The organism is Streptomyces sp. NPDC006610, from assembly GCF_040611575.1.
Taxonomy (GTDB): Bacteria; Actinomycetota; Actinomycetes; order Streptomycetales; family Streptomycetaceae; genus Streptomyces.
The window spans coordinates 218108-239446 of record NZ_JBEXOP010000005.1; the positions used below are offsets into that span (position 1 = coordinate 218108).

The following is a 21339-nucleotide window of genomic DNA, read 5'->3' on the forward strand; positions in this document are numbered from 1 at the left end:
TTCATTGTGGAGCTAAGGAGAATTGAACTCCTGACCTCCTGCATGCCATGCAGGCGCTCTACCAACTGAGCTATAGCCCCTCGCGTTGGCCGCTGGTTTCCCTGGCGGCGACGCCAACATTACACGGTCCACCGGGTGCAGTACCAAATCGTTTCCGCTTGCGACCCGTTCGCGCCCAATGCCCGTTTACGACGCCGTCACGCCGTTCACGCCGTCACGCCGTCACGAACGAGTAGAACCGCTTGAGGGTGCAGTGCTCCTCCAGGAGCCGGCCGTAGATCGGCTCGCCCTCCAGCTCGCGGTACGTCTCGATCGGGTCGCCTTTTATGATCAGCGCCCGCGCGCACTCCTCGCACCAGTACTGGTAGTCGGGGTTCACCGGTTCCATGTCGCGGACGATCGGCGTACCGCTGCCGCACCAGTCGCACTTCCGCCTGTGGGCACCCATCGTTCAGCTCCAGCTGTGGCCGCAGGCCGTGCACACGTAGGAGATCCCGCCGTTGTCGCCGAGGACCTGGGCGACATGGGCGGAACCGCAGGAAGGGCAGCTGAGCCGGGTGACCGTGTCCCGTGTCAACGCCGCTCCGCCGAGGAGGTGGCCGACCTCCTCGAGGATGCTCGCAGGCATCGCTACTCCCTCCCGTCGGGCCGCGTCCCCTTCCGGCCGTTTGATTCTGCCACGGCCGGGCCGACTCGGCGTCTCCTCCGAGGGATACGCCTGCCGGGGGCGGCCGGCTCAAGACCACGACGAAAAATCCCGCCCCCTCAAGGGGACGGGATTGATCCGCGGAGCTGTGGAGCTAAGGAGAATTGAACTCCTGACCTCCTGCATGCCATGCAGGCGCTCTACCAACTGAGCTATAGCCCCGAGTGTTCCTCCCGCTCGGCGGGCGAACAAGAAGAACTTTAGCCTGTGACCTGCCGGAAAGTGAAATCGGTTCAGTCGTCGTCGCCGAGGACCGGCTCCGGCAGGGTTCCGGCGTTGTGCTCCAGCAGCCGCCAGCCGCGGGCGCCCTCGCCGAGGACGGACCAGCAGCAGTTGGTGAGGCCGCCGAAGCCCTCCCAGTGACGGGCCTCCAGGCCGAGCAGCCGGCCGATGGTGGTGCGGATCGTGCCGCCGTGGCTGACGACGACGAGGGTGCCGTCGTCGGGCAGTTTCTCGGCGTGCCGGAGCACCACCGGGGCGGCGCGGTCGGCGACCTCGGTCTCCAGTTCGCCGCCGCCGCGGCGGACCGGCTCGCCGCGCTTCCACGCGGCGTACTCCGCGCCGTGCCGGGCGATGATCTCGTCGTGCGTCAGGCCCTGCCAGACGCCCGCGTAGGTCTCCCGCAGGCCCTCGTCGGTGGCGACCTCCAGGCCGGTGAGCGCGGCCAGCTCGGCGGCCGTGTCGACGGCCCGTCGCAGGTCGGAGGCGACGATCGCGTCCGGCCGCAGCGAGGCGAGCAGCCGGGCGGCGCGGCGGGCCTGGGCGACGCCGGTCTCGGTGAGCGGGACGTCGGTGGTGCCCTGGAAGCGGCGCTCCACGTTCCACGACGTCTGGCCGTGCCGCCACAGGATGATCCGGCGCCCGCGGCCGGGCCGGCCGCCGGCCACCTCACCGGTCGCGGTCACCGCCAGTCCCCGTCCGTGCCGGAGGCCTCCTCCGCGGCCTGCAGCTTGGCGTGCTCCTCGGCCTTGCCCCGGGTGGCCTTGGCGTCCTCGGGAAGCTCCAGCTCGGGGCAGTCCTTCCACAGCCGCTCCAGGGCGTAGAAGACGCGCTCCTCGCTGTGCTGGACGTGGACGACGATGTCGACGTAGTCGAGCAGGATCCAGCGGGCCTCACGGTCGCCCTCGCGGCGAACCGGCTTGGCGCCGAGCTCCTTCTGGAGCCGCTCCTCGATCTCGTCGACGATCGACTTGACCTGGCGGTCGTTGGGCGCGGAGGCCAGCAGGAAGGCGTCGGTGATCGACAGGACGTCGCTCACGTCGTAGGCGATGACGTCGTGCGCGAGCTTGTCGGCGGCCGCCTGGGCGGCGGTGGTGATGAGGGCGAGAGAACGGTCGGTCGCGGTCACTACAAGGCTTTCCGTCGGCGGTCGTGGTACCTCAAGGGTCTCACGGACCGCCGACGGTCCCAGCTCGTCCGCGGGGATCGCGAAGATCCGGGATCGCGGGACCGGGCCGGCGCCGGCGCCTGCGGTTCACTGCGCCACGGTCGGCTCGTAGTCCTGGCCGAGCACGACCGAGACGTTCGCGTTGGCCGAGACCTCGCCCTCGGCGACCGCGTCGGCGGGCAGGCCCAGCGTCTTGGCGACCTCGGCGGCGTTCTCCTTGTGGGCGGCGTCGGCGTAGGTGACCTTGGAGGCGGCCTGCGCCGAGCCCTCGCTGCCGGCTTCCAGGAAGGTGAAGCCGCCGTTGAGGAGGACCACGCGGGCCTTCTCGGTGTTGTCCTTCTCACCGCTGGCGTTGCGGACCGAGACGCGGACGGCGGCGCCCTGGTCGGGGCTCTTGGCGGTGCCGCCGAGGATGTCCTTGACGACGCTGTCGCTCGCCTGGGCGGTGAGGGTGCCGTCGTCCTGGACGGGCAGCAGCGCGGTCTCGTGGTCGCCGCTCTTGGCCAGGTCGGACAGGTCGGCGAGGAACGCGCCGAGGTCCTTGTCGGTGAGCGACGGGTCGAGGATCTGGGCCAGCGTCTGCACGGTGACCGTCGCGGCCTGCGGGTCGGAGGACAGCTTGCGCAGCACCCCGTGCAGGACCTGCCCGAACCGCTCCAGCTGGGCGTTCTGGTCCTCGCCGGAGGCACGGTGGGTGGCGTAGGCGACGGCCATCTTGCCGCTCAGGGTCTGCTTCTCGCCCTTTCTGACCAGGGGGGCCTGCCCCTTCTTCGCGGCGGCCGGGTCGGGGACGTCGGCGTCGGTGTCGATCTCGATGTTGCCGACCAGGTCCACGAGGTTCTGCAGGTACGGGGTGTCCAGCCGCCAGGTGCCCTGGATGGAGGTGCCGAGGACCGTGTCCAGGGCCTCGCGGGTGCCGGAGGAGCCGTCGTCCTCGACCGACTTGGCCAGCGTCGTCGTGGAGCCGTCGTCACCGGTGAGGGCGAGGGCGTTGGGCAGCAGGACGGTGGTGCCCCGGCCGGCGGTGGTGTTGTCGACCAGCAGGGCGGTGGAGGTGCCGCCCTTCTTGGTGTCGTGCAGGTGGACGACGATCACGTCGCGCTTCTGGGCGCCCGCGGCCGTGGCGCCGCCGGCCTTCGCGTCCCCGGCGGACAGGCCGGGGAGCTTCCCGGCGTACCAGAGGTAGCCGACGCCGCCGGCCGCGACCAGGGCGAGGACGGTGACCAGGGCGATCAGCCGGCCGCGCGCCCGGCGGCGGGCCTCCTCGCGGCGCTCGGTGCGGTTCTCGGTGAACTTCAGCCAGTCGATGACGTCCTCGGAGTCCCCGTCGGGGTCCTCGACGAACGCGAACTGCTCGGTGCGGTAGTCCCGGTCCTCACGGCGCGAAGGCTCCGGCGACTCCCGCCGCTGCTCCGGCTGCTCCTGCCGCGGTTCCGTCCCGGCGTACTCGTACTCGGACTCGTGCTCGCGCTCGGCGGGGCGCGCCTGCTGGGGGACGTACGCGGTCTGCTCGGCGGCGCGGGGAGGCTGCTGGGCCCCGGCGGCCGTCTGCGGCTGCTGCCCGTAGGGGCCGTACGGGTCGTAGGGGTCGTACGGCTGCCGCTGCGGCTCGTAGGCCGACGAGGGCTCGTAGGCCGACGAGGGCTCGTAGGCCGGCGGGACCGGCGCCTGCTGACCGGTCCCGGTCGCGGCGCCGTAGGGGTCGTAGGGCGGCGCGGGCTGCTGGGCGCCCGCGGCGTACGGGTCGTAGCCGTAGTGCTGCTGTCGCTGTCCGTAGGGGTCGTACGCCGGGCTGGGCTGCACCTGCTGGTAGACGGGCCGGCCGTACTCGTCGTAGCCGACCACCTCGTACCGGGCTTCGCCCTCGTACCCCGCGTCGTATCGGTCGTTCACCGGTGCCCCTCTCGGCTCACTCGCCGCGGTACAGCTCTCGTTTGGCGATGTAGCGCACGACTCCGTCCGGCACCAGATACCAGACGGGGTCGCCCTTGGCGACTCTCGCACGGCAGTCCGTGGAGGAGATGGCGAGGGCGGGGACCTCGACCAGTGAGACGCCGCCCTTGGGCAGGCCCGCGTCGGTCAGCGTGTGGCCGGGCCGGGTCACCCCGATGAAGTGGGCCAGCGAGAACAGCTCCTCGGAGTCCCGCCAGGTCAGGATCTGGGCGAGGGCGTCGGCGCCGGTGATGAAGAAGAGGTCCGTGTCCGGGTTGAGCCGGCGCAGGTCGCGCAGGGTGTCCACGGTGTAGGTGGGGCCGCCGCGGTCGATGTCGATGCGGCTGACCGAGAACTGCGGGTTCTCGGCGGTCGCGATGACCGTCATCAGATAACGGTCCTCGGCCGGGGACACCGCGCGGTGGGACTTCTGCCACGGCTGGCCGGTGGGCACGAACACCACCTCGTCCAGCCGGAACTCGGCGGCGACCTCGCTGGCCGCCACCAGGTGCCCGTGGTGGATCGGGTCGAACGTGCCGCCCATCACTCCCAGGCGGCGCCTGCCGCCCGCGCGGTCGTGCGCCGGACCGGTGGGCATGTGCTGCTCTCCCATGCCTGCGACCCTACCGGCCCGGCCCGTTCGCCCTGTCGGCCGGAGTCAGCGGTCGCGGTTGAAGAGGGTGGTGATCCACAGCAGCACCATCAGCGCGAGGAAGGCACCGCCGCCGGTGACGTAGGGGTTGAGGCTCTCGTGGTTGCCGCCGTGCTTCTCGCCCTCGGAGGCGAGGGTGACCAACTGGGCAGCGGCGCTGTGGAAGCTCATCTTCGGCAGGACCTATCGCGTGTGGGCGGGACAGAGACGTCGGCTCATCGTATGCGGGCGGCCCGACGGGGATCACCCCGACTCCCGCCGTCGCGCAACCTTCCGGGTCCCCAGGTCGTCCTTCCGCCTAGGCTGGGCTTCGGCGACGTCATGGAGAGCGCCCAGCGGCACGGGGCGGACCGCCCCGTCACGGCACACCGACGCACATGGGGGAACACATGTCCGACGACGGCCACCAGCAGGGCGGGCACGGAAGCGTGCCGAGCAGGCAGCGCAGGCGCTTCCCCGGGATCTCCTCGCGCGCGTACGAACATCCGGCGGACCGCTCCGCCCTGGTCGCCCTGCGCAAGCTGAGCGGCTTCGACACGGCCTTCAAGGCGCTCAGCGGGCTGCTGCCCGAGCGGAGTCTGAGGCTGCTGTTCCTGTCCGACTCGGTGCGCGTCTCCGACCGGCAGTTCGCCCACCTGAACGACATGCTGCGCGACGCCTGTTACATCCTGGACCTGGAGAAGGTCCCGCCGATGTACGTCAACCAGGACCCGCAGCCCAACGCCATGTGCATCGGCCTGGACGAGCCGATCATCGTCGTCACGACCGGCCTGGTCGAACTGCTCGACGAGGAGGAGATGCGGGCGGTGATCGGCCACGAGGTCGGCCACGCCCTGTCCGGGCACTCGGTGTACCGCACCGTCCTGCTGTTCCTGACCAACCTCGCGCTGCGGGTGGCCTGGATCCCGCTGGGGAACGTCGCGGTGATGGCGATCGTGACCGCGCTGCGCGAGTGGTTCCGCAAGTCGGAGCTGTCCGCGGACCGCGCCGGGCTGCTGGTCGGCCAGGACCTCCATGCCTCGATGCGCGGCCTGATGAAGCTGGCCGGCGGCAACCACCTGCACGAGATGAACGTGGACGCGTTCCTGGAGCAGGCCGAGGAGTACGAGGCGGGCGGCGACCTGCGGGACTCCGTGCTGAAGATCCTCAACGTGCTGCCGCGCAGCCACCCCTTCGCCACGGTCCGCGCGGCCGAGCTGAAGAAGTGGTCCGAGTCCCGCGACTACCAGCGGATCATGGACGGCCACTACCCGCGGCGCAGCGAGGACAAGGACACGTCGGTGACCGACTCGTTCCGCGAGTCGGCGGCGAGCTACGCCGGCGAGGTGCGCGGCTCCAAGGACCCGCTGATGAAGCTGGTCAACGACATCGCGGGCGGCGCCGGGGACCTGGGCAGCCGGGTGCGGCGCGGGTTCGGCGGGTTCACCGGGTCGGCCGGCCGCGAGGCGAACGGCTCCCCGGGCGGTTCGACGGGCGGCTCCCCGGACGACTCCGCCGGCGGCTCCACGAAGACCGAGCCGCCGCGCGATCCGCAGTAGGACCACCGGGCGCGCGTCTGTTCGAACGGGGCGGGCCCTCGGGCCGCCCGGACACTCGGGCCGTTCAGACCTTCGGCTGGGCGCTGTCGGCGAGCGAGCCGCACAGCGCCGCCGCGCCGTGCGTGGCGTACGGGTCGGTGCCGGCCGGGCCGCCCTTCTCGGCCGTCCGGCCGGCCAGCAGCGGGTGCAGATGGCCGGCCGAGTCGTCGGCGCAGGACAGCGGCCCGGCCTGGACGTAGGAGCCGACCAGCCGGGTCTGGTGCCGGCGCAGGTCCTCCCGGTCGAAGCGGAACTGCAGCTCGCGCCGGACGGTGAACAGCGACGCCTCCGCCCGGGAGCGGTCGGCGGGCCGCAGCGCGTAGACGAACGTGTGGTCCGTGGTGACCTCGAGGGTGCCGGAGTCGATCTCGGCGACGTGCATGCTGCCCTGGGCGCGGATGCCGCGGTCGGCCAGCTGGGTCTCCTTCGGGTCGAAGCGGACGACCCAGCCGGTCGGGGCGTGCCGGCCGTCGGCGACGGGCTGCTCGAAGCTGCGGTCGAACTGGTGGAGCTGGTCGGCGTCGAGCAGCACCCGCACGGGCCTGACCTGGCCGCCGGTGAGCACCTCGGGGTTGAGCGAGGAGCGGACGAGGTAGTTCTTGGCGGTGGTCAGGGCGCCGAGGACCTGACTGTCGGAGAAGTTCGCGGTGCGCCGGGCGGCGGGCAACGGGATGCCCTCGGCGCCGACCCGGAACTGCGCGGCCGGGCTGGCGGCGTACAGCCGTTCGGGGTCGGCGGCGCCGGGTACCCGGCCCTGCGGGGCGAGCGGGATGACCGTCATCCGCAGGGGTTCGGCGGAGCGGCCGGCCGCCGGGTTCTGGTACGGGTGGCGTACACCCATGTAGACGGCGGCGCCGAAGGCGAGGGCGATCAGCACGACCAGGACCGTCAGCTGGCGGGACAGCCCCCGGCGCAGGGGGGTGCGGCTGCGGACGGCGGGCGCGTGGTCGGTGATGCGCTCCTGCGCGGAGAACTCCTGGAGCCGGGCAGCGCGGACGAACGACTCGTCGAACACGACGGATCGGTATTCGTCGTCCCCACCGGGGACGCCGTCCGGTGTCCTCTCGGGGGGTTCGCCAGGGCCGCCCATGTCTTCAGAGTAGGTCGCCCGGCACCCCGGTAAACGCCCCGTTCTGCGACAACTTCTGACGCGAAATCACCGGTCGTCACGGAGTGTGCGGGACCGCCGAGGGGAGCAGGGGCGCCTTGCCGCCCCCGCCCTGTTCGAGGCCGGTCGAGGCGGGTGGGGGCGCCTGCTCGGGGCGGGACGAGGAGCCGCCCCGGTAGACCGCGGCGAAGGCCAGCGCGACCATGCCGACGCCCATCACCACGGCGAGCACCCAGGCGACCGGCCGGTGCCAGCGCACCTGTCTGCCGTACGGGACCCCGTCGAAGCCGTCCGGATCGTCGAAGTCGTCCCGGAGTGGATCATGGCCGAAACGGTCGTCGTCGTATCCGTCGTCGTACCGCTCGCCTCCGGCGTGAGCACGGCGGGCCTCCGTCTCGGAGGCCTCGGCTCTGGCCTGGGCCGCGGCCAGGAGGCGTTCGACGGCGGTCGGCTCGTGCACCACGGCCGCTCGCACGAAGGCCTCGTCGAAGACCACGGAGGCGAACTCTTCGTCCGACACCCCGCGGTCGTGGTCGTCGTCGGGCTCCCAGCCGTCAGGGAACGGCGAACCCCCCACGTCCTCCGGCACGCAGTCCAGAGTAGACCTGGGGGGTCAATTTGGGCAGACGGTACGGAAATTCATCCACCTGACGAGACGGGTTCCGGCCGCCGCGGGCCGTCCCCCGCGGTGTCAGCGCCGTACGTGTCCGTCGCCGGTGACGATGTACTTGGTGCTGGTCAGCTCCGGCAGGCCCATGGGGCCGCGGGCGTGCAGCTTCTGGGTGGAGATGCCGATCTCCGCGCCGAAGCCGAACTGGCCGCCGTCCGTGAACCGGGTCGAGGCGTTCACCGCGACGGTGGTGGAGTCGACGAGCTGGGTGAACCGGCGGGCGGCCTGCTGCGAGGTGGTCACGATCGCCTCGGTGTGGCCGGAGGTCCACAGCCGGATGTGCTCCACGGCCTTGTCGAGCGAGTCCACGACCGCGGCGGCGATGTCGTACGACAGGTACTCGGTCTCCCAGTCCTCCGGAGTGGCCTCCACGACGGTCGCCCGGGAGTCCTTGGCGTACGCCATCACCCGCTCGTCGGCGTGCACGGTCACCCCGGCCTCCGCGAGGGCGTCCAGGGCGCGGGGCAGGAACTCGGCGGCGATGTCCTGGTGGACCAGGAGGGTCTCGGCGGCGTTGCAGACGCTGACGCGCTGCGCCTTGGAGTTGATCAGGATCTCGACGGCCGTGTCGATGTCCGCCTGGGCGTCGACGTAGACGTGGCAGTTGCCGGTGCCGGTCTCGATCACCGGGACGGTGGACTCGTTGACGACCGTCCGGATCAGCGAGGCGCCGCCGCGCGGGATGAGCACGTCGACCAGGCCGCGGGCGCGCATCAGCTCGCGCACGCTGTCGCGGCTCTCGCCGGGCACCAGCTGCACGGCGTCGGCGGGCAGCCCGGCCCCGCCGACGGCGTCGCGCAGGACCCGGACCAGCGCGGTGTTCGACTCGTAGGCCGAGGCCGAGCCGCGCAGCAGCACGGCGTTGCCGGACTTCAGGCAGAGGGCGGCGGCGTCCACGGTGACGTTGGGGCGGGCCTCGTAGATGATCCCTACGACGCCGAGCGGGACGCGGACCTGGCGCAGGTCGATGCCGTTGGGGAGGGTGGAGCCGCGCACCACCTCGCCGACCGGGTCGGGCAGCGCGACGACGTCCCGGACGTCCCCGGCGATGGCACGCACCCGCTCGGGGGTGAGGGTGAGCCGGTCCACGATGGCCTCGCTGGTGCCGGCCTCGCGGGCCTTGGCGACGTCCTTGGCGTTGGCCTCGACGATCTCGCTCGTGCGGACCTCCAGCGCGTCCGCGATGGCGAGCAGCGCGTCGTCCTTCACGGACCGCGGGAGCGGGGCGAGGTCGGCGGCCGCGGCCTTGGCCCGGTAGGCGGCCTGGGTGACCGGGGTCATCGAGTCGTACGGCGAGAGCGTGGTCATGAGGGCAGGGTAGTGCGCCGGACCGGCCGGTTCACGGGGCATCCCAAACCCCGAGACACCCTTGCGCATCGGACAAGACGGTGAAGGACGGTGAAACGGGTCAGAACGGGTGGACGCCGACCGGGGTGGCGGGCGGGTGGCCGTAGCCCTCGGAAACGCGCTGGTGGTAGGTGGCGCGGTCGATGACCTCCAGGCCGACGATCTCCCAGGGCGGCAGTCCGGCGCTCTGCCGGTGCTCGCCCCACAGGCGCAGCGCGACGGCGGCGGCGTCGTGCAGGTCGCGGGCCTCCTCCCAGTACCGGATCTCCGCGTGGTCGTCGGCGTATCTGCTGGTCAGCAGGAAGGGGTGGTCGTGGGCGAGCTGTTCCAGGGCGCGGCGGACCTCGGTCAGCGGGGCGCTCTCGCCGGAGACGCTGAGGGTGACGTGCCACAGGCGGGGAAGGTCGGCGGGCTCCTCGCCGGTGAAGCGGTCGCCGGCGGCGACGCTGGTGAGGGCGCGTTCCTCGCCGGGCGCTCGGGAGCCGGCCGCCCGGGAGGTCCCGCCGCTGCCGGCTCCGCCGCGGGACGCCGGCCCGGGGCGCACTCGTCTCACGACGGCCTCCTTTACACACGGGTACACGGATGCACGGTCGCTCGTGCGGGGCGTGCCTGTGAGACAAAGTTGAGCAGGCCGCAAGGGCTCGCGGGGCGATTTTGCGGAACGTCCACCTAGGGCGGGTGCTTTTCGCGGGGCGTTCCCCCCGTTTTCGGCCGGTGTACGGAGTGGGGCGGCCGAGCGGGGGCAGGGCCGGCCGCGCGGTCAGTCCGGGAGGAGGACCAGGTCGTCGCGGTGGACGACCTCGCGCTCGTAGCCGGGGCCGAGTTCACGGGCCAGGTCGTGCGTGGAGCGGCCGATCAGGAGGGGGATCTCCTTGGCGTCGAAGTTGACGAGGCCACGGGCCACCGCGCGCCCGGTGGCGTCGCGCAGTTCGACGGGGTCGCCCGCGCTGAACTCACCCTCGACGGCGGCGATCCCGGCCGGCAGCAGCGACTTGCGGCGCTCGACCACGGCTCGTACGGCGCCGTCGTCCAGGGTGAGCGAGCCCTGCGGCGCGGAGGCGTGCTGGAGCCACAGCAGGCGGTCGGCGGAGCGCTTGCCGGTGGCGTGGAAGTAGGTGCCGGTGTCCTGGCCGGTGAGCGCGTCGGCCGCGTGGACGGCGCTGGTCAGCACGACGGGGATGCCCGCGGCGGCGGCGATGCCGGCGGCCTCGACCTTGGTGACCATGCCGCCGGTGCCGACGCCGGCCTTGCCGGTGCTGCCGATCTCGACGTGCGCGAGGTCGGCCGGGCCGCGCACCTCGGCGATCCGGGAGGTGCCGGGCCTGCTCGGGTCGCCGTCGTAGACGCCGTCCACGTCGGAGAGCAGGACCAGCAGGTCGGCGCGGACGAGGTGGGCGACGAGCGCGGCGAGGCGGTCGTTGTCGCCGAAGCGGATCTCGTCGGTGGCGACGGTGTCGTTCTCGTTGACGACCGGGAGCGCCCCCATCGCCAGGAGCTTGTCGAGGGTGCGGGAGGCGTTGCGGTGGTGGGCACGGCGGCTCATGTCGTCGGAGGTGAGCAGGATCTGGCCGACGCGGATGCCGTAGCGGGCGAAGGATGCGGTGTAACGGGCGACGAGCAGGCCCTGACCGACGCTGGCGGCGGCCTGCTGACGGGCGAGATCCTTGGGGCGGCGGCGCAGTCCGAGGGGGGCCAGCCCCGCGGCGATGGCGCCGGAGGAGACCAGCACGATCTCCCTCTCGCCCCCGCTGCGCACCTTGGCCAGGACGTCCACCAGGGCATCGACGCGGTCGGCGTCGAGCCCGCCCGAGGCGGTGGTCAGCGAGGAGGAGCCCACCTTGACGACGATCCTGCGGGCCTCGCGCACGGCCTGCCTTGCCCCTGCCACCTTGCGTTCCGTCCCCTCGTGAGCGTCGGCTGCCCCTGCTGCGAATCTACGCGAAGGGGGGCGGGGGCCGCGCATCGGTCCAGGCTGCGGACAGGACGGTGTTCGGACCTGCACGCTCCGAACGGGCGGAAAAGGTTGTACAGTTCATCTGTAGAAATTAAAAGTCCCGTAAACTTAAGTTGAATCTTGTGTCGTCAATAGCCCGCCCCACCAGGCGCATCCTTCTCCGCTCGGGGAAGAGCCCGTTCGACGTCTACTCGCTGGAGGAAGCCCTTCACCGGGACGTCATCGCCACCAACTCCGGCAACCTGATCTTCAGCGACGCCGCCCACAAGATCCTCGAGACGCCGGGCACCGAGGTCGTCTCCAACGGCATCCGCACGGACGTCAACGCGGCGGCCAGGATCAACGCGGAGTACGACGCCTTCGTCATCCCGCTGGCCAACGCCTTCCGGCCGACCTTCGAGACTTCGCTGAACCGGCTCACGCAGCTGATCAGCAAGCTGAAGATCCCGGTGGTGGTGCTGGGCACCGGCGCGCAGGCGGGGCTGGACTACGACGCCGAGCGGATCAAGGCGATCGAGCCGAGCGTGAAGGCGTTCGTCTCGGCGGTACTGGACCGCAGCGCGTCCATCGGCGTGCGCGGCGAGTTCACCGAGCAGTACCTCAAGGACATGGGCTTCCGGGACGTCGAGGTCATCGGCTGCCCGTCGATGTTCATGTGGGGCAAGGAGCTGAACGTCGAGAAGCGCGTGCCGGCGCTGACCCGGGACTCCCGGATCTCGATCAACGGCTCGCACAGCGCGGTGCGCTCGCAGGGCCTGGGCGCGATCATCCGGCGCAATCACAAGCGCTATCCCCACCTGCGTTTCGTCGCGCAGAACCTCAGCGACGCCCTGCAGATGCACTGGCGGGACCTGTCCCACCCGAACGCCGCGGTGACGGGGATGCCCTCGCATCCCGACCACCCGATGTTCAAGGAGGACAAGGTCCGCATCTACGTCGACCCGGTCACCTGGATCGACGACCTCCGGGAGTTCGACTACTCGTTCGGCTCCCGCATCCACGGCAACATCGCCGCCCTGCTGGCGGGCACGCCGGCGACCGTGCTGACCGCGGACTCGCGGACGCTGGAGCTGTGCCGGTACTTCGAGATCCCGCACCGCCGGATCGACTCGGTCGACAAGGACCTGGACCCGGCGCGGCTCTACGAGGAGTCGGACTTCGGTCCGCTGGTGAGCGGCCACCAGGAGCGCTTCGACCGGTTCACGGCATTCCTCGAGAAGAACGGCCTGGAGAACACCTTCACGCACGGCGACGGCGGCGCCGCCTTCGAGGCGCGGCTGCGGGAGCTGGACTTCCCGGCGGGCGTTCGCCCCTGGAACGAGCCGGACATCGAGTCGGTGACCTCGCGGTTCGGTTTCCTGAACGGCCGGCTCGCCGAGCTGGACGCGGACAACGCGCGGCTGCGGCGGGAGCTGGCGAAGGCTCGCAGCGGCGCGAGGACCGCGGAGACCAAGGCGGACACGGCGAAGGCGTCCGCCGCCAAGGCGGTGGCCACGGCCGACGCGGCCAAGGCTCGGGTGTCGGCGGCGAAGCCGAAGCCGTCCGTCTACCGCCGCGCCCGCCGCGTGGTGGGCGCCCCCCTGCGCAAGGCCCTCCAGAACCGGGCCTGACGACAGAACCGGGCCCGACGACGACACCGGCCGGCGCCCGCCTCCTCGCCCCACGGCCAGGAGGCGGGCGCCGCTGCGTGTCCCTGCCGCCCGGCGACCCGGCCCCGGCCCGTCGTCTCAGGGCCTGCGGCCGGCGCTCAGCAGCCTGCGGGCCTTGCGCAGGACGCGGCGGGGCAGGGCGAGGCCGTCCCGGTAGCCGGGGTAGGCACGGGCCTGAACGGGCGGGGCCTGGTAGAGCCAGTCGGGGAGTCCCGGGTCCGGGGCGCGGAAGTGCGGGTAGGCCAGGTAGAGGCGGCGGCCCCGGGCCTCCAGGACCGGCTCCGGTTTCCGCTTGCCGCGGGTGAACTCCAGGATGTCGATCAGCAGGTCGGGGCGCTGCTCGGCCACCAGGTGGAGGCGGAGGCGTTCCTCGACGCGCAGGCGGCGGGCCACGCCCTGGTGCCAGTGCTCGTCCATCAGCGGCTTGGCCAGCTCCAGCTTGTGGCGGCGTACCTGGTCGCTGTCCTTGAGGAACTTCGGCCCGAACTGCGGGAGCAGGGTCACCGTGAACGGCCGCACCATGAGGCTGTCGCGTCGCTCCCCGGGCGGCACGAAGTCCGCGATCAGCCGCATCAGGGCGCGCGCGGAGTCGAACCGCAGGCTGTAGCCCCCGGTCTTGGTCACCTGCTTGCCGTCGCTGCGTCCCACCAGGTAGTAGCAGGTGTAGTCGGCGATCACCGTCACCCCGTCGGCCCGCAGGTATGCCTCCATCGTGAACAGCGCGTCCTCGCCGGTCCACAGCGACTCGTCGAACCGCATGGCGTGCCGCTCCAGCAGCGAGCGGCGGAACAGCTTCTGCGCGCTCAGGGTGAACTTGATGTTGGACGAGAACACGTCGGTCCGGTCCAGGTTCCGGCCCCACATCGATGTGGGAGCCGTCCTGTCGACGCCCTGCACCCGCCCCAGGACGACGTCGGTGCCGTTGCGGTCGGCCGCCGCGACCATCCGCTCCAGGGCTTCCTCCCCGAGCCGGTCGTCGGCGTCGAGGAAGAAGACGTACCGCCCCGTCGCCTTGCCCAGACCGACGTTGCGCGGGCCGCTGGGGCCGCCGGAGTTCCGCTGCCGGACGACGGTGACCGGCATGGCCGCGCGGGCGGCGAACTCCTCCAGGCACTCCCCCGTGCCGTCGGTGGAGCCGTCGTCGACCGCGATGACCTCGACGCGCTCGGGACCGATGGTCTGCGCCTCGACCGAGGCCAGGCATTCGACCAGGTACGGCATCGCCTCGTACGCCCCGATGATCACACTGACATCAGGCTGCGTCACGGAATCATTCCCCCCTAGTCAACGGGAGTTTCCCCCAGTATCCATTTTTCGCTACCTGCAAGACGGTGATCGGCAACGGCGGGTTGCCCCCACCGGCATGCGGGGTGACCGGGGTCACACCCCCCGTAACGGCGACGGCCCCGGAGGAGAACGCCGTCGTTCTCCTCCGGGGCCGGGTCCGGTGCCGCGGCGGTGCCGGGGCCGGTGCCGCGGGCCGGTCAGCCCGCCGTCACGCCCTCCTCGCCGTCGTCCGCCGGCGACGCCCCCTGACCGGGCAGCACCTGCGCCAGTTGCTCGGCGTCCTCCGGCTCGACCTCCTCCACGGGCCCCCCGATCACGGCCCGCGCCTCCTGACCCAGGTTGCGTATCTCGGCCTTGCGGGCCAGCTGGGCCACCGCGGTGTTGAACTGGTCGATCGACGCCGGCTCGTCCGGGCCGAGCAGATACCGCTTCAGCTCCCCCCGCTCGCCCGCCAGCGGGTCCGCCGCCGGGTCGCGTACGGCGTCCAGCAGCCCGCCCAGCTCGGCCGCGTCGTTGCCGAGGATCACCGCGGCGCGCACCGCGGTGTTCTGCCGCTTGAACTCCTCCGCGCCCAGCTCGGCCGAGTCCGTGACCGCGTACGGCTTGCCGCTCGCGATGAAGTCGGAGACCACGCTGGAGATGTCGGAGACCATCGCGTCGGAGACGTTGAAGCAGTCGTACAGACGCGGCTCGGCGCCCGTGATCACCCGGTGCTCCCAGCTCGGCACCGAGCGCCAGTAGGCGTCGTTCCACTCGGCGCGCAGCCGGGCGATCTCCTCGTGCCGGGCGGCGTCGACCAGCCCGTCGCGGGTCGCCTCGGCCTCGTCGCGCTTGTCGCCGCCGCGGCCGGCCAGCTCGGCGAGCCGGGCCTCGACGCGGGCCAGCTCCTGCTCGGCGCGCGCCCGGGCGGCTGCGTCGACGGTGAAGCGCGGGTCGGCGGCGCGCTCGGCGGCGGCCTGCCGCACCAGCGCGGTGATCCGCTGGTGGGCGGCCTTGGCCTGCGGGCTGCGGGTGCCGGTGAAGGGGTGCGGCTTGTACAGCACGCGCACCGGAGGCTCGGCGGCGACCAGCTTCCTCACGATGTTCTCGCCGGCCAGCAGGATCGAGGTGTTGCCGGGGTTGTCGTCCCAGCCCTCCCAGGTCGGCGCGTACAGCACGGTCGGCATGCGGTCGTCCGGCACGCCCCGCCAGGGCTGGATCGGCGCGAGCTGGGGGCGGCCGACCTCGACGATGTCGTCGTCGCGGACGCCGACGTCGGCGATGGCGTAGCGGTCGCGGCCCGCCCGGCCGGCGGTCCACACCTCGTCGTACACCTTGCTGAACGGGTTGACGCTGGCCAGCTTGTCGCTGTCGCCGTGGCCGATGAAGACGTGCTTCATGGTCGGCACGCGCAGCAGGTGGATGTTCTTGCCGACGTTCGCCGCGTACAGCGCGACCCGGACCGTGGACAGGTCCATGTTCATCAGGTGCACGCCGCCGGGGACGCAGATGACGGGGACCGTGCTGGGGGCGAGGTTCTGCAGGATGACGCGTTCGCGCAGGATGACCAGCGGGCGGCTCTCCAGCTGCTCCATGGTCTCCAGCCACATGTTGACCTGGTAGGCGGAGTCCTTGGAGCCGGAGAAGTACAGCACCGTCTCCGGCCGGTACTCGCGCAGCCAGTCGTCGACGGCGGCCAGCACCCGCTCGGCGTTCGGCGGGATGCGCCGGCCGCGCACGTACGGCACGAGCGCGACGACGTAACCGCAGCCCAGCACCAGCGTGACCACGACGCCGGCGAAGCCCGCGGCGGCCGACTCGGTGGCCGCGGCGACCAGCACGCCCACCACGGCGGCGAGGTCGAGGTGGAGCATCTTCTCCGCGGAGCGGTGCAGCAGGAAGCGCGGCGGGGCGTCCGGGATGCGGATGCGCGAGGCCAGGTCGACGTTGCGGGCGGCGACCGGCATCCGGCGGCGGTTGCGGATCAGGGTGACCAGGGCGCCGTGCGGGGCCTGCAGGCCGTAGAAGGCGATGAAGCAGGCGACCGCGCCGTAGAAGAGCAGGTCGTCCGAGAGGGAGAGCCGGGCGAGCAGCAGGATCAGGAGCAGCTGCCGGATCAGGAAGCGGATCGACAGACCGGCGCGGACCTTGCTGAGCCGGTTGATCAGATAGCTGCCCCTGCGGTGCAGATAGTGGTCCGCCAGGTACGTCACTGCGGCCGCGGCCGCGAAGGCGGGGACGCTCGGGACGAGCGCGGCCAGCATGAGGCAGGGGAAGCCCAGCATCATGAGGGCCGCCGCGGCCAGCTCGGCCGCGCTGCCCACCCGGGCGACGCGTATAGCGGTGGAAATCACGGAAGAAACCTGCTCTGGGAGAGAGTGCCGGTTTTGTTCTGGACGGATTCAGGCCCCTGTGAACGCACCGTGAACGGGCATGCACAGAGGCCTGAATTACCGAAAACTATTTGACGTCGATTATTACACGCCGTCCTGGCGGTCCAGCACGCCGGCCAGCGCCTGGTCGAACCCGGAGGCGCGGCCCGCGGAGGCGGTCGGGTCCTGCTGGCGCACGTCGATGACATGGCCGGTCAGCTCGGACAGCAGCACGTCGAGCGAGGTGCGCGCGACGGCCTCGGAGGACAGCAGCGAGCCCGCCGGCTCCTGGCCGAATGCCTTGGTGCGCATGGGCGTCGCGGTGCGCTCGGGGTTGATGCAGTTGACGCGGATGCCGTCGCCCGCCCACTCGTCGGACAGCGCCTGGGTGAGGTTGACCATGGCGGCCTTGGTGGAGGAGTACAGGCTGTACTCGGCGCGGCCGCGGGTGTAGCTGCTGGAGGTGTAGAGCAGCAGCTGGCCCTTGGTCTCGGCGAGGTACTTGTACGAGGAGCGCGCGATCTGCACCGGCGCCAGGTAGTTGACCTTCAGCGCCTCCTCGATGGTGGCGTTGTCGGTCTCGGCGAGCTTGCCGATGCGCAGCACGCCGGCGGTGTTGACGACGTAGTCGATGCGGCCGGTCTCGGCGTACGCCTTGGACAGCGCGTCGTCGACCTCCTCCGGGTTCTCCACGTGGGTGCCGGTGGTGGAGCGGCCGAGGGCGTAGACCTTGGCGCCGTAGGAGGCGGCGAGGTCGCAGATGTCCTTGCCGATGCCGTAGGAGCCGCCGAAGACGACGACGGTCCTGCCGGTCAGCAGCTCGCGGTAGGCCTCCTCGCCGTTCTGCTCGGGCGCGGCCGTGGAGGCGAGCTGGAACAGCTTGTCGGCGATGAAGACGTCGACGGGCTGGGTGACCTTCATGTTGTACTCGTCGCCCGCGACGACGTGGATCGGCACGTCGGGCAGGTACCTGAGCACGACGGAGCAGTCGTCGGTGGCCTGGAAGTTGGGGTCGCCCGCGGCGACCTCGTAGGCGCGCCGGATCGTGGACAGCTTGAACGCCTGCGGGGTCTGGCCGCGGCGCAGCCGGGAGCGGTCCGGGATCTCGGTGATGAACTCGCCGTCCTCGCCGTGCGTGCGCGTGACGATGATGGTGTCCGCGGACGGGATGGCCACGTCCACGGCCTGGTAGCGGTCGAGCGCGGCTACGCAGTCGTCGATGACCCGCTGCGAGAGCAAAGGCCGTACGGCGTCGTGGAACAGGACGTTGAGGTCCTCGCCCTCCGCCAGGCCCTCGCCGAGGGCGGAGATGGCGCGTTCGGTCGTCTCGTTCCGGGTGGCGCCGCCCTCGATGATCCGGGTGACCTTCCGGAACCCGGCCTTGGCGACGATCTTCTCGACGTCGGGCACATAGCCGGGGGCCATCAGCACCATGACCTCGTCGATCGAGTCGGCCTTCTCGAAGGTGGTCAGGGTGTGCTCGATGACTGCCTTGCCGGCGATCTTCAGCAGCTGCTTGGGGATCGACAGACCCACCCGCTGACCGGTACCCCCGGCCAGGATCACTGCGGTGGTACGGGGCTTGGCTATGTGCTGGGACACAGGTGACCTACCTTGGAGCGACTGGGAACTTGCAAATGGTCCCACTTTTGGTTACCGCAATGCAAGGTGAGCGACGGCTGACGCATATGTGCGCGCAACCTGCCATTCACCTTGCGGATGCGGTGGGCCATTGCCGCCACCGATGTACGCCGCCGCGGCCGTGTGCCGCCGCGACCGCTTCGGGCGGCGGTGCCCGAGGACTCTCGCAAGCTCCTTGGAGGACGTCTGGTGAACGGTACGCGACTTCCCGGCGTCCGAGCGCCGTACGACGCCCTTCCGCGGCGGCGGGCGGCACGCTGCACCGCGCCTGTGCGGCCGCTTCGGGGGCGATGAGGGACGCCTCACACCGGGCCGGCGCCGGTCGCCCGGGCCCGACTCCGCGCGATCTTCACGCCGTTTGCGGAATTCACGGAATTCCCCATCGAGTTTCCGCGACATTTCCGTCTCGGCGAGGACGAGGGACCTGTTCCCCTCCGGCGCCCTCCCTCCGGACGCGCGCCGGCCCGGGGAATACGCCGCCGAACCCGCCCCCGGCGACCGAGCCGCCGGCCACCGTGCCGGGAACCACGAGCCGGGAACCACGAGCCGGGAACCACGAGCCGGGGGCACGAGCGAGGGGCACGGCGAGGAACCGTCCTCACCGTGCCCCCTACGCCTCGCCCGTCCCGGCGCCGGCTGCCCCGACATCCCCTCCCGACGCACCGGGGGGCGGCAACCGGCGAACCGTCAGAACGGCTCGAAGTCGTCGAACTCCCGCTGTGCCTCGTCCAGTTCGGCCTGCCGCTCCCGACGGCGCTGCACCGCGGGCCGGGGCGCCTCGAAGCGGTGGTCCTCGCCGCGGCGGCCGAGCATCTCGGCGCCGGAGGTGAGGGACGGCTCCCAGTCGAAGACGACGGCGTTCTCCTCGGGGCCGATGGCCACGCCGTCCCCGGCCCGGGCGCCGGCCTTGACCAGCTGCTCCTCCACGCCGAGCCGGTTGAGCCGGTCGGCGAGATAGCCGACGGCCTCGTCGTTGTTGAAGTCGGTCTGCCGCACCCAGCGCTCCGGCTTCTCGCCGCGCACCCGGAACAGGCCGTCCTCCTCGCGGGTGACGGTGAAGCCCGCGTCGTCCACGGCCCTGGGCCGGATGACGATGCGGGTCGCCTCCTCCCTGGGCTTGGCCGCACGCGCCTGCGCGACCAGCTCGGCGAGGGCGTACGACAGCTCCTTCAGGCCGATGTGCGCGACGGCCGACACCTCGAAGACGCGGTAGCCGCGCGCCTCGAGATCGGGCCGGACCATCTCCGCGAGGTCCTTGCCGTCCGGCACGTCGATCTTGTTCAGCACGACCAGACGCGGCCGGTTGTCCAGGCCGCCGTACTCCCGCAGCTCCGCCTCGATGACGTCGAGGTCGGAGACGGGGTCGCGGTCGGACTCCAGGGTGGCCGTGTCCAGGACGTGCACCAGCACACTGCACCGCTCGACGTGCCGCAGGAACTCCAGGCCGAGGCCCTTGCCCTGGCTGGCGCCGGGGATGAGACCGGGGACGTCGGCGATGGTGTAGACGGTGGAGCCGGCGGTGACGACGCCCAGGTTCGGGACCAGGGTCGTGAAGGGGTAGTCGGCGATCTTCGGCTTGGCGGCGGAGAGCACCGAGATCAGCGACGACTTCCCGGCGCTCGGATATCCGACCAGCGCCACGTCCGCGACGGTCTTCAGCTCCAGCACGATGTCCTGGAGGTCGCCGGGCTCGCCGAGCAGCGCGAAGCCGGGGGCCTTGCGCCGGGCGGAGGCCAGCGCGGCGTTTCCGAGCCCGCCCCGGCCGCCCTGGGCGGCGACGTACGACGTGCCGTGCCCGACCAGGTCGGCGAGCACGTTGCCCGCCTTGTCGAGCACGACGGTGCCGTCCGGCACGGGCAGGACCAGGTCCTGGCCGTCCTTGCCGGAGCGGTTGCCGCCCTCGCCGGGCTTGCCGTTGGTGGCCTTGCGGTGCGGGGAGTGGTGGTAGTCGAGCAGCGTGGTCACGGACTGGTCGACGGTGAGGACGACGTCCCCGCCGCGCCCGCCGTTGCCGCCGTCCGGGCCGCCGAGCGGCTTGAACTTCTCACGATGGACGGAGGCACAGCCGTGGCCTCCGTTACCCGCGGCGACATGCAGCTCGACGCGGTCCACGAAGGTGGTCATGATTCAGTGCCTCCAGGAACTTAACGACAGGTGTCTCTTGCGTAACACGCGAAAGGCGGACCCGCTTCCCGCCCGGGGAAGTGAGGTCCGCCTCGCGAAGTGTCCGATCAGGCGACCGGAACGATGTTCACGACCTTGCGGCCACGGTGGGTGCCGAACTCCACCGCACCGGCCTGCAGAGCGAACAGCGTGTCGTCGCCGCCGCGGCCGACGCCCGAGCCCGGGTGGAAGTGGGTGCCGCGCTGACGGACCAGGATCTCACCCGCGTTGACGACCTGACCGCCGAAGCGCTTCACGCCGAGCCGCTGGGCGTTGGAGTCGCGACCGTTCCGGGTGGACGATGCGCCCTTCTTGTGTGCCATGTCTCCTCAGTCCCTTACTTCGCAGCCGCGGGGATCTCAGTGACCTTGATCGCCGTGTACTGCTGGCGGTGGCCCTGACGACGGCGGTAGCCGGTCTTGTTCTTGTAGCGCAGAATGTCGATCTTCTGGCCCTTGTGGTGGTCCACGACCTCGGCCTGGACCTTGATGCCGGCCAGCACCCACGGGTCGCTGGTCACAGCGTCGCCGTCGACAACGAGCAGGGTCGAGAGCTCGACCGTGTCGCCAACCTTGGCGGTGGAAATCTTGTCAACCTCAACGATGTCGCCGACAGCAACCTTGTGCTGGCGACCACCGCTGCGCACGATGGCGTACACGCGGATCTCTCTTTCGCTCGGAGAACGGCACCCCCGCAGGCCAGCCGCCCGGGCACGAACACGGACGGCCTCTCCCGACCGACCCGACGGACGGGCACCCGGGAGGAAGAGGTTTACGGGGATGTGGCGCGCCATCCATGGACACGCCGACGGTCAAGGTTACGGGGCCGCGCCCGCTGCTGCACATCCTCGGTCCCAACGCCGACGCGCGACAGGAAGAACCCGCGCAGTCCGCCCCGTCTGCGTGACCAGGCGGG

General features: G+C 71.4%; 20 protein-coding genes and 2 tRNA genes. 2 read left to right on the top strand and 20 right to left on the bottom strand.

Translation table 11 applies throughout. The features are described from left to right. Positions 1-7: 7 nt before the first annotated feature. The 9 genes from ABZY13_RS06535 to ABZY13_RS06575 all read right to left on the bottom strand — a co-directional run bounded on the left by ABZY13_RS06535 (position 8) and on the right by ABZY13_RS06575 (position 4848). Positions 8-80: transfer RNA gene (locus ABZY13_RS06535), tRNA-Ala, on the bottom strand. A 134-nt stretch (positions 81-214) separates the two neighbouring features. After that, positions 215-448 (bottom strand): hypothetical protein, encoded by a 234-nt coding sequence (locus ABZY13_RS06540; protein ID WP_003976229.1) that lies wholly within the window; start codon positions 446-448, stop codon positions 215-217. Positions 449-451: 3 nt separating this feature from the next. Then, positions 452-628, bottom strand: coding sequence for a hypothetical protein (locus tag ABZY13_RS06545; RefSeq protein ID WP_356627747.1), 177 nt, complete (start codon positions 626-628; stop codon positions 452-454). Positions 629-795: 167 nt separating this feature from the next. Continuing rightward, a tRNA-Ala gene (locus tag ABZY13_RS06550) sits at positions 796-868 on the bottom strand. A 71-nt stretch (positions 869-939) separates the two neighbouring features. Beyond that, complete coding sequence (locus tag ABZY13_RS06555; RefSeq protein WP_356627770.1) at positions 940-1617, bottom strand: histidine phosphatase family protein; 678 nt, start codon at positions 1615-1617, stop codon at positions 940-942. Beyond that, on the bottom strand, positions 1608-2054 hold the full coding sequence (gene rsfS / locus ABZY13_RS06560) for a ribosome silencing factor (protein ID WP_356627748.1): 447 nt from the start codon (positions 2052-2054) through the stop codon (positions 1608-1610). Before rsfS ends, ABZY13_RS06555 begins: the two co-directional genes overlap by 10 nt. A gap of 126 nt (positions 2055-2180) precedes the next feature. After that, complete coding sequence (locus ABZY13_RS06565) at positions 2181-3986, bottom strand: LytR C-terminal domain-containing protein (protein WP_356627749.1); 1806 nt, start codon at positions 3984-3986, stop codon at positions 2181-2183. A gap of 16 nt (positions 3987-4002) precedes the next feature. Beyond that, on the bottom strand, positions 4003-4638 hold the full coding sequence (gene nadD / locus ABZY13_RS06570; RefSeq protein ID WP_356627750.1) for a nicotinate-nucleotide adenylyltransferase: 636 nt from the start codon (positions 4636-4638) through the stop codon (positions 4003-4005). Between the two features lie 45 nt (positions 4639-4683). After that, positions 4684-4848, bottom strand: coding sequence for a hypothetical protein (locus ABZY13_RS06575; protein ID WP_356627751.1), 165 nt, complete (start codon positions 4846-4848; stop codon positions 4684-4686). A 218-nt stretch (positions 4849-5066) separates the two neighbouring features. Here ABZY13_RS06575 and ABZY13_RS06580 point away from each other — a divergent pair, with 218 nt between their 5' ends. Then, complete coding sequence (locus tag ABZY13_RS06580) at positions 5067-6215, top strand: M48 family metallopeptidase (RefSeq protein ID WP_356627771.1); 1149 nt, start codon at positions 5067-5069, stop codon at positions 6213-6215. A gap of 64 nt (positions 6216-6279) precedes the next feature. On the opposite strand, the gene ABZY13_RS06585 is transcribed toward ABZY13_RS06580, so the two are convergent. The 5 genes from ABZY13_RS06585 to proB all read right to left on the bottom strand — a co-directional run bounded on the left by ABZY13_RS06585 (position 6280) and on the right by proB (position 11267). Beyond that, entirely contained in the window at positions 6280-7344 is a 1065-nt protein-coding gene (locus ABZY13_RS06585; RefSeq protein ID WP_356627752.1) for a hypothetical protein, read from the bottom strand. Between the two features lie 76 nt (positions 7345-7420). Continuing rightward, complete coding sequence (locus ABZY13_RS06590) at positions 7421-7951, bottom strand: hypothetical protein (protein ID WP_356627753.1); 531 nt, start codon at positions 7949-7951, stop codon at positions 7421-7423. A gap of 102 nt (positions 7952-8053) precedes the next feature. Further along, entirely contained in the window at positions 8054-9340 is a 1287-nt protein-coding gene (locus ABZY13_RS06595; protein WP_356627754.1) for a glutamate-5-semialdehyde dehydrogenase, read from the bottom strand. A gap of 100 nt (positions 9341-9440) precedes the next feature. Further along, positions 9441-9932, bottom strand: coding sequence for a hypothetical protein (locus ABZY13_RS06600; protein ID WP_356627755.1), 492 nt, complete (start codon positions 9930-9932; stop codon positions 9441-9443). 207 nt (positions 9933-10139) lie between these two features. Continuing rightward, on the bottom strand, positions 10140-11267 hold the full coding sequence (gene proB, locus ABZY13_RS06605; protein ID WP_356627756.1) for a glutamate 5-kinase: 1128 nt from the start codon (positions 11265-11267) through the stop codon (positions 10140-10142). Between the two features lie 188 nt (positions 11268-11455). On the opposite strand from proB, the gene ABZY13_RS06610 reads away from it, so the two are divergent. Continuing rightward, entirely contained in the window at positions 11456-12943 is a 1488-nt protein-coding gene (locus ABZY13_RS06610) for a polysaccharide pyruvyl transferase family protein (RefSeq protein ID WP_356627757.1), read from the top strand. A 117-nt stretch (positions 12944-13060) separates the two neighbouring features. Here ABZY13_RS06610 and ABZY13_RS06615 read toward each other — a convergent pair whose 3' ends face one another. The 6 genes from ABZY13_RS06615 to rplU form a co-directional block, all read right to left on the bottom strand. After that, the gene (locus ABZY13_RS06615; RefSeq protein ID WP_356627758.1) at positions 13061-14248 is read right to left on the bottom strand and encodes a glycosyltransferase family 2 protein; all 1188 of its coding nucleotides are present in this window, start codon (positions 14246-14248) and stop codon (positions 13061-13063) included. Between the two features lie 218 nt (positions 14249-14466). Continuing rightward, a complete protein-coding gene (locus ABZY13_RS06620) occupies positions 14467-16572 on the bottom strand; it encodes a hypothetical protein (protein ID WP_356627772.1) in 2106 nt (701 codons plus the stop codon). 153 nt (positions 16573-16725) lie between these two features. After that, positions 16726-18222 carry a bifunctional cytidylyltransferase/SDR family oxidoreductase gene (locus ABZY13_RS06625; RefSeq protein WP_356627759.1) on the bottom strand — a complete coding sequence of 499 codons (1497 nt, stop codon included), beginning with the start codon at positions 18220-18222 and terminating at the stop codon, positions 16726-16728. 726 nt (positions 18223-18948) lie between these two features. Further along, entirely contained in the window at positions 18949-20385 is a 1437-nt protein-coding gene (gene obgE, locus ABZY13_RS06630) for a GTPase ObgE (RefSeq protein ID WP_356627760.1), read from the bottom strand. A 107-nt stretch (positions 20386-20492) separates the two neighbouring features. Further along, positions 20493-20747, bottom strand: a complete 255-nt coding sequence (gene rpmA / locus ABZY13_RS06635) for a 50S ribosomal protein L27 (protein ID WP_189937709.1) — start codon at positions 20745-20747, stop codon at positions 20493-20495. Positions 20748-20761: 14 nt separating this feature from the next. After that, positions 20762-21082 (bottom strand): 50S ribosomal protein L21, encoded by a 321-nt coding sequence (gene rplU / locus ABZY13_RS06640; protein WP_004931419.1) that lies wholly within the window; start codon positions 21080-21082, stop codon positions 20762-20764. Positions 21083-21339 lie beyond the last annotated feature (257 nt).

What these genes read in the sequence shown, in the direction of transcription:
- ABZY13_RS06540 (WP_003976229.1), bottom strand. Translation starts at nt 448, where the DNA reads ATGGGTGCCCACAGGCGGAAGTGCGACTGGTGCGGCAGCGGTACGCCG.
- ABZY13_RS06545 (WP_356627747.1), bottom strand. Translation starts at nt 628, where the DNA reads ATGCCTGCGAGCATCCTCGAGGAGGTCGGCCACCTCCTCGGCGGAGCG.
- nadD (WP_356627750.1), bottom strand. Translation starts at nt 4,638, where the DNA reads ATGGGAGAGCAGCACATGCCCACCGGTCCGGCGCACGACCGCGCGGGC.
- ABZY13_RS06575 (WP_356627751.1), bottom strand. Translation starts at nt 4,848, where the DNA reads ATGAGCTTCCACAGCGCCGCTGCCCAGTTGGTCACCCTCGCCTCCGAG.
- ABZY13_RS06580 (WP_356627771.1), top strand. Translation starts at nt 5,067, where the DNA reads ATGTCCGACGACGGCCACCAGCAGGGCGGGCACGGAAGCGTGCCGAGC.
- ABZY13_RS06585 (WP_356627752.1), bottom strand. Translation starts at nt 7,344, where the DNA reads ATGGGCGGCCCTGGCGAACCCCCCGAGAGGACACCGGACGGCGTCCCC.
- ABZY13_RS06595 (WP_356627754.1), bottom strand. Translation starts at nt 9,340, where the DNA reads ATGACCACGCTCTCGCCGTACGACTCGATGACCCCGGTCACCCAGGCC.
- obgE (WP_356627760.1), bottom strand. Translation starts at nt 20,385, where the DNA reads ATGACCACCTTCGTGGACCGCGTCGAGCTGCATGTCGCCGCGGGTAAC.
- rpmA (WP_189937709.1), bottom strand. Translation starts at nt 20,747, where the DNA reads ATGGCACACAAGAAGGGCGCATCGTCCACCCGGAACGGTCGCGACTCC.